At 40.0% G+C, this 7,730-nt stretch carries 9 protein-coding genes; 7 read left to right on the forward strand and 2 right to left on the reverse strand.

Annotation, left to right across the window (positions count from 1 at the left end):
* Position 1 precedes the first annotated feature (1 nt).
* The 3 genes from ACTF6W_RS10225 to ACTF6W_RS10235 are packed head-to-tail and all read left to right on the forward strand — an operon-like array spanning position 2 to position 2,798.
* Complete coding sequence (locus ACTF6W_RS10225) at positions 2–931, forward strand: 2-dehydro-3-deoxygalactonokinase (protein WP_438994444.1); 930 nt, start codon at positions 2–4, stop codon at positions 929–931.
* Positions 928–1,560 carry a 2-dehydro-3-deoxy-6-phosphogalactonate aldolase gene (locus tag ACTF6W_RS10230; protein WP_438994445.1) on the forward strand — a complete coding sequence of 211 codons (633 nt, stop codon included), beginning with the start codon at positions 928–930 and terminating at the stop codon, positions 1,558–1,560. Before ACTF6W_RS10225 ends, ACTF6W_RS10230 begins: the two co-directional genes overlap by 4 nt.
* Positions 1,561–1,571: 11 nt before the next feature.
* Complete coding sequence (locus tag ACTF6W_RS10235) at positions 1,572–2,798, forward strand: alpha-hydroxy acid oxidase (protein WP_438994446.1); 1,227 nt, start codon at positions 1,572–1,574, stop codon at positions 2,796–2,798.
* 8 nt (positions 2,799–2,806) lie between these two features.
* Here the strand turns inward: ACTF6W_RS10235 and ACTF6W_RS10240 are convergent, their stop codons facing one another.
* Positions 2,807–3,580: an IclR family transcriptional regulator gene (locus tag ACTF6W_RS10240; protein WP_438994447.1), complete on the reverse strand. Its 774-nt coding sequence runs from the start codon at positions 3,578–3,580 to the stop codon at positions 2,807–2,809.
* 105 nt (positions 3,581–3,685) lie between these two features.
* Between ACTF6W_RS10240 and ACTF6W_RS10245 the strand changes: the two genes are divergently transcribed.
* The 3 genes from ACTF6W_RS10245 (at position 3,686) to ACTF6W_RS10255 (ending at position 5,574) form a co-directional block, all read left to right on the forward strand.
* Positions 3,686–4,393, forward strand: coding sequence for an SDR family NAD(P)-dependent oxidoreductase (locus tag ACTF6W_RS10245; protein ID WP_438994448.1), 708 nt, complete (start codon positions 3,686–3,688; stop codon positions 4,391–4,393).
* A gap of 14 nt (positions 4,394–4,407) precedes the next feature.
* Positions 4,408–4,938, forward strand: a complete 531-nt coding sequence (locus ACTF6W_RS10250; protein WP_438994449.1) for a 2,4'-dihydroxyacetophenone dioxygenase family protein — start codon at positions 4,408–4,410, stop codon at positions 4,936–4,938.
* A gap of 102 nt (positions 4,939–5,040) precedes the next feature.
* The gene (locus ACTF6W_RS10255; RefSeq protein ID WP_438994450.1) at positions 5,041–5,574 is read left to right on the forward strand and encodes a DUF5946 family protein; all 534 of its coding nucleotides are present in this window, start codon (positions 5,041–5,043) and stop codon (positions 5,572–5,574) included.
* Positions 5,575–5,644: 70 nt separating this feature from the next.
* Here ACTF6W_RS10255 and ACTF6W_RS10260 read toward each other — a convergent pair whose 3' ends face one another.
* Positions 5,645–6,481, reverse strand: a complete 837-nt coding sequence (locus ACTF6W_RS10260) for a serine hydrolase (protein WP_438994452.1) — start codon at positions 6,479–6,481, stop codon at positions 5,645–5,647.
* Positions 6,482–6,908: 427 nt separating this feature from the next.
* Here ACTF6W_RS10260 and ACTF6W_RS10265 point away from each other — a divergent pair.
* Positions 6,909–7,730, forward strand: an 822-nt coding sequence (locus tag ACTF6W_RS10265; RefSeq protein WP_438994451.1) for a pyridoxal phosphate-dependent decarboxylase family protein, incomplete at its 3' end; no start/stop codon positions are given.

Genomic DNA, 7,730 nt, shown 5'->3' on the forward strand with positions numbered 1-7,730 from the left:
AATGTCAGTTTTCACAAATGCAAAAATGATCGGACTAGACTGGGGAACGACCTCATTTCGTGCTTTTCTTATTGATCAAGATGGACACGTTTTGGATCAAAAAACGAATGAAAATGGAATTCTTGCCGTCCCAAACAATGATTTTGAAGGTGTGCTGATATCGGCAATTAAAGTTTGGCTTGATCAGCACCCTGCCCTACCAATTGTTGCTTCTGGTATGATAACTAGTCGCAATGGTTGGCTTGAAACGCCTTATTTATCACTCCCCGCTAACATCAATGATTTTGCTAATGCATTAACCCCTTTAACACTTTCCAATGACATAGTAATTCATTTCATTACTGGGGCGAGTTATGAAAATGAAAATGGCGTTCCAGATATTATGCGCGGCGAAGAAACTCAAATCATTGGAGAGGTTGAGGCCAGTGATAATGAAATTTTCTTACTGCCTGGTACACATAGCAAATGGGCAATCACACAAGATGAGAAAATTATAGGTTTTACAAGTTTCATGACCGGAGAAGTATATGCGGTATTAAAAGAACACACCATCTTAGGGGCACTGATGAAGGAGTGCAGCTCTTTAAATGATGATGCTTTCTTGAAAGGTGTATTGATGCAACAAAAACAAGATATTTCTATTCTGCATCAGATTTTTACCGCCAGAACACTAGCGTTATTTGACAAATTAGAAAATGAAGACATCGCCGATTATTTATCCGGACTTTTAATTAGTGAGGAAATAAAATCGGCCCTAAACCAATATGATGCTAACAAAGAGACCATTATCAAAATAATTGGACGCGGTGATTTGGCAGCCCGTTATGCAAGAGCATTAGATGCTTTTGGATTAAATCATAAAATTATCAATGATGAAGTAACCGCAATGGGTCATTATAAAATTGCAAAGAAAGCAGGATTGTTAAAATGACATTATGGAACGAAAAATTTAAGGAAATGCCATTGGTCGCTATCTTACGTGGGCTTAGCCCAGAAGAAGCAATTGATGTTTCAACGGTTCTTGTTGAAGCCGGTATAAAAATACTGGAAGTACCGCTTAATTCACCTAACCCACTTGAAAGTATTTCTAAAATGAAAGCTCATTTTATGGACCAGGCAATCATTGGTGCAGGTACCGTTTTAACGGGGGAAGCCGCGAAACAAGTTCATGATAATGGAGGCGAATTAATTGTTGCACCAAATCTAAATGCAGATGTTGCGGCAATGAGCAAAAAATGTGGTATGATTTATTGCCCCGGGATATTAACCCCAACGGAAGCATTCAATGCTTTGGCGCTTGGTGCGGATGCTTTAAAAATATTTCCTGCTGATGCACATCCACCCTCATATATTAAATCCATAAGGGCGGTTCTTCCAAGAGATACAACCATCATACCAACTGGTGGCGTGGAACCAGACACGATTGCCACTTATTATCAAGTTGGCGCCAATGGTTTTGGTGCGGGGTCATCACTTTATAAGCCCGGCAAGTCGTTAAATGAAATTGCGGAAATGGCGGCGAAATTAGTGTCTGCTACGAAGGATGTTATTCATCCATAGAAAGGGAAGAAATGAAAAAGCTAAGCGATAATAGGCGTAATTTACTCAAGTTTCTTTTGGCTAGCCCCCTTATCAGTACGGCTGCCTTTACCCAAGAGTTTCAAATGGATGAAATGGATCCCGATATTCAATATCTATTGAATTTGCAAAAGAAACTTATCGCATCACCGGATGATGCGATAAATATTTTTGATCTTGAAGCCGTGGCAAGAAGATCTTTACCGCCTGCCCATTATGGATATATCGCAACGGGTGTCGCAGATGAACGTAGTCAAATTTCAAATTTATTGGGTTATAAAAAACTAAAACTTAGGGCGCGCCGTATCCGTGACGTTAGAGAGATCGATACATCGGTCACTATCTTCGGACGTAAATGGCCGTCACCGCTTGCCATTGCCCCAACGGGTCATCATAGGGCATACCATAATAATGGTGAGCTTGCCGTCGCCCGTGCCGCCAAAAATAAAGAGCGGTTGATGATGCTATCAAATGTCACATCAACATCGGTTGAAGAGGTAAACGAAGCACGCGGCGAGCCGGTCTGGTTTCAGCTTTACGCCCGCGATCATTGGCCATCCAGTTTAAAAATGATCCGCCGTGCTGAGGCCGCAGGTTGCGAAGTTCTTATTCTTACCGTCGATATGGTCGGCGCCGGCAAAAGAGAAACCCAAGACCGCTTTATGATGATGGATAGACGCAATTGTTCTGCCTGTCATGGTGACGTCAGAAGTCCGTTTCGAGGACGCCCGATGTATGAAGGTGTTAATCTTGATGACTATCTTGGTGCGCAGGAATTATTTAATTGGGATTTAATAAAACGCATCAAAGATACAACGAACATGAAATTGGTGGTTAAAGGAATTACCCACGCTTTAGATGCAAAACTATGTGTTGAAAATGGTGTCGATCTTATCATCGTTTCAAATCATGGCGGTCGCGCACAAGTAGATTCGCTTGGCACCATCGAAATCCTGCCCGAAGTAGTAGCAGCCGTTGACGGAAAAATTCCGGTCATGGTGGACGGCGGGATAAGACGCGGGTCAGACATATTTAAAGCACTCGCCCTTGGTGCAAAGGCCGTTGATATAGGACGGCCATATCTTTGGGGATTAGGTGCATTTGGGCAAGCCGGCGTTGAAAAGGTAATTGATATTTTTGATGCTGAATTTAAAACGGTGATGCAACAAACGGGTGCAACGTCCATTAATCAAATATCAAAAGAAATGCTAACCTCTTAAATATGAAATTATTCAGAATATGATTTAAACCCGAGTTTTGCAGAAATCATTTTTGCATATTTTAATAAGGGTGCGACATAATGCTGCCTATCTTCCTTTAATCGAAAAGATGGTGTTGTCACACTAATGCTTGCAACTGTGTTTCCCATTGCATCAAAAAGTGGTGAAGAATAGCAAACAATCCCTTCTTCATTTTCCTGATCATCAATAATATATCCTTTTACCCTAGCTTCAGATAATCTCTGTTTTAAGATTTTGGGGTCAGTCGTAGTATATTTCGTAATTTTCTTAAGCGGTTTATTTTCAATAAATTCTTCGGCTTGCTTTTCATTTAAACCAACCAAATATGCCTTACCAATACCAGTTGTATGGATAGGAAACCGCATACCCACCATCGATGCCATACGGACCGTATCGCTGCTTTCAATTTTATCGACAATTACCATTTCATCGCCCGTTCTCATGCCAAGGTGAATGGTTTCCCCCGTTTCAGCGCCAAGTTTTTCAAGTTCCGGGTGGGCAATTTGAATAATGTTATTTTCCGCTAACGCAATTCTCGCAAGGGTAATTAATCGCGTTCCTAAAGCATATGTCTTATCAGGTTTTTGACTAATTAAATCTTCTGCTTCTAAGGCCGCTAACACACGATATAATGTAGGGCGCTTAAGATCGCTTTTTTCAAGAATTTCTGAAATAAGCGGCGGCTTTGGTGAATCAGCAATTAATTGCAAAATGTCCATATTACGGGAAAAGCTTTTGGTTCCTTGGATAACGTTGTTCAATTTGATTTCCCTGCAATATAATAATTGCTAAAGTGTTGTTGAATATAATTTATAATAGATTGTCCACAATATGGTCAAACACTTAATTCAAATAAGGAATTCAAATTGAATAAGAATACTTCCCATAAAACCGCCGTTGTTACGGGCGGCACAAGTGGAATTGGATTAACGCTTGCGCAAGGGTTATCAAATGCGGGTTATGACGTTATTGCCGCTGGTTTAAATCCGCCACAAAGTGATGATGAAAAAATAACATTTATTGAATTGGATATCACGGATAAAGGGGCCGTAAAATCGCTATTTTCAGACTTAAACCAATTGGATATCCTTATTAATGCCGCGGGGATAATTCGACGCGAAGCTGAACTTGACCCCGATGTTTTTGAAGAAACCATTAATGTGAATTTGAACGGTACAATGCGTGCCTGCGCCGCAGCAAGGTCCCTATTATCACAATCAAGTGGGTCAATAGTAAATATTGCATCTATGCTTAGTTATTTCGGTGGTGGACTAGTTCCCGGATATGCCGCATCAAAAGGCGGCATTATGCAATTAACAAAATCGCTGGCGATTGCCTATGCGGGTGATAATATTCGTGTAAACGCATTGGCGCCCGGGTGGATAAAAACACCGCTTACAGAAAACCTTCAAAATGATGATAAACGTAGCGAAGCTATTTTAAGCCGCACGCCACTTGGTCGGTGGGGAACGCCCGAAGATCTTGTTGGGCCCGCTCTTTTTCTTATTGGGTCAGATGCAAAATTTATTACCGGATCACTTTTAAATGTAGATGGTGGCTATGCCGCTATGTAAATGAGGATAAATAAATGCCCATAGCAGAAACTGATGAAGAACCACGTGTCGCCTATAAACACCCGATGCCCGTGGAAGCATTGCCGGAAATTGTCGTACCCGATGCACTAAGTGAAGGTGATGACCGATTATGGGTTCCACAGGCTAAGAATGTTTATTTTAGACCACTTTGTTTAAATGTATCACAAGGATACTGGATGAATTTATTAAAGGTAACAAAGTCAGGCGTCCTTTCCAGACATCGTCATCCCAATGCCGTTCACGGTTTCGTTTTAAAAGGGCGCTGGCACTATCTTGAGCATGACTGGGTCGCCGAACAGGGAAGCTATGTTTATGAACCCCCAGGTGAAACCCATACGCTTGTGGTACCAGACGATGTTGACGAAATGATCACTTATTTTCAAGTTAATGGCGTTATGTATTATGTTGACCCCGATGGAAACCATTTAGGATATGAAGATGTATTTACAAAAATTGAAATGTGTAAAAAGCATTTTGAGAAAGTTGGTTTAGGGGCCGATTACGTAAAACAATTTATCAGGTAAACACCATAAGACTTATTACTCTGATTATTTGTTTTTCATAATAGGTGTTAAAATGAGATCGATTGAATTTAAAAAATAATTTACCTTTGGATCAGTATCCGTATGCAAAAATGGCAAGATCAAGCAGAGAAGAATAACTTAGTCATATCTGAGAAAGGTGACTGCCAATTATGCGGTTCTCGCACTAATGGCGGCATTGCTGAGTGTGTTGAAAAAGCAGGATATATCACGACAAGAGAAAGTCGTATCAATGACACTACGCAGATTAGTATTTTCCTATGTGTAGATGCGCACGCATTGCAACATGCTGAAATTCACGGTCGATGGAACAACCACTTTCACTTATCAAGATTGCATCTCATTTTACAAGACAAAATAGTGTGGGAATATAAATATTCAGTTCTATTGAGTGAAATTTTAAAAAGTTATAAAGAGATCAAACCCAATGAAATTATTGCTAGTCCAAACAGAAAAAAAAGAGGCGAAATTACGGTCACTGATATCGAAGGTCATAGCTTTGATGAACAATATTTAAAAATGGTCACTCATTGGGCGACTTCAGTGTTTGAAAGTTATAGTGAAGGGCATGATATTGCTAAAGAAATTGCCAACTTATTTAAGCAAAAAATATATTGATTAAAAATATTTATAAATATGTGTAGCAACCTTCGACCATTAGTGGTCATTTAATAGTATTATTTCTAGTTTACTTTAGCCGATCTAATTGAAACATTGCATTTTGATTTTTTAGGTCAATTTCAAGCACTTTAGAATAATATTGCCGCGCTTCCTCAATACGACCCACCCTACTATAAGCATCAGCTAAACTGTCATACGTATTAGCACTTTCAGGAAATAAAAAAACATTGAGTTTGAAGATTTCAAGTGCTTCTTGTTTTTTTAATGCATTTAGTAGCTTATAGCCCCAGCTGTTAATTTCACTTTCAGCATACTTAATGTTTTTCGGTGACTGAACAATCGACATCGCTTTATCGTAGCCACTTACATCTAACAACTTTCTTGATTCATCAAGCTCTTCAGACAACCCAAACCCTGCTTCGATACTTAACTCTAGTATATAAAACGACGCAATTTCATCAATAAAATTATCAGGCGTTGCCCCCATCAGGTTGGTCAGCACAATAATAGAAAGATCATCTTGAGGATATATTATAAGCAAATTGCGGTCGCCACCAGCGGAAGCAACGGCTGGGTGCTCATCTCTTTGGATAACAGGCCAACCCAAGGCATATCCGTTAAGGTAATTATTAAACTCACCTATTTCGTCATTGTTTAAAACGGCAGCTTCCCACAAAATTTTTAGATTTACCTTATCTATTAATTTGCCACTTTGAAGTGCGATTATCCATTTTGCCATCTCTGAAGTTTTCGAGCTCATTCCTGCAGCCGTTCTTAGAAAGGGCGGAAATGCTTCGTTTACCGTGGTTAGATTACCCGTCTGATAATATGTATATCCACGAGCCTGAGAAGGGATTACCTTTTCAGTATGGGAAAATCCGGGCCGTAACGGAGAGCCAAAAATTACCTATCGTTTGCACTCTGAGTTAAAAAGTCAGCTTCAGGAGCTATATGAAAAATACTATAAAACCAAGCTGAAGGTCTGAAGCATAGGGCCAATTCGTGGCATATTAAATGAAATACTAATGTTGAATTTTGAAACTCACATAAGGATGACATAATGAATTTACAAAGTGAAGACAACCATGCCGAAGCACTTAAGACAAACTACGATCATAAAATTGACGACTACCTGAAACAGTCTTCAATCTATAATAAGCTACCCAATTGCCAGCCCCTCAGTAAAGAATGGGTCTGGTGGGAATACTGCAATCATACCATGAGTAGATTTTAGCATGCATGGATCAAAAATATTTCCTTTGAAAAACAATATTCGGATATGATTTTGGAAAATAATAGGTATCATATTCAAAAATTCAGGAGATAGAATATTGCAATTTGATTTAAAAAAATCGGATAGAAAAGCGACGCTAGATGCTATACTGGAACGGCTTGAAGGGTACTATGACGACACCGCAAAATTTCCTGTATCACCAGACATTGATGTCAAAGAAATAAAAGCATTTATTAATGAACAAAGCTTGCAGTCAGGTGGAAATTACGCCGCAGCAATAGAAAGCGTGTTTAAAGGACTAGAAGAATACGCAGTTCATACGCCGCACCCGAAATATTTTGGCCTTTTTAACCCGCGCCCCAATTTTGCGGGCATAATCAGCGAATTAATTGCCGCCTATTATAACCCCCAACTGGCGGCATGGAGCCATGCGCCCTTTGCCGTCGAAGTTGAAACAAAAATCATTAAAGAATTTGCCAATTTATTTGGATATTCTAACGATAAAAGTGATGGTGTGTTTTGCTCAGGGGGCAACGAAGCAAATCAAACGGCCGTCTTATGCGCCTTAAATCATAAATACCCGGATTTTGCACGGGACGGATTGCTGGGGACCAAGAAAAGACCCATAATATTCTGCTCAAAAGAAGCACATCATTCCGTTCATAAAGCCGCGAAAACGGCGGGTTTAGGATATAATAGCGTCATACCCATTCCGGTTGATGAAGATTTAAAACTTGATGCGGCGGAATTATCCATAGCCCTTGATAATTGTCGCAAAAATAATACTGACCCCTTAATGATTATTGGAACGGCGGGAACAACCGGGACCGGGGCCATCGATGACCTTGAGGGAATAAGCAAAATTGCAAAGAACCATAATATATGGTTTCACGTTGATGCCGCTTATGGTGGCGCAGCC

This window comes from Pseudemcibacter sp., assembly GCF_965661635.1.
Classification (GTDB): domain Bacteria; phylum Pseudomonadota; class Alphaproteobacteria; order Sphingomonadales; family Emcibacteraceae; genus Pseudemcibacter.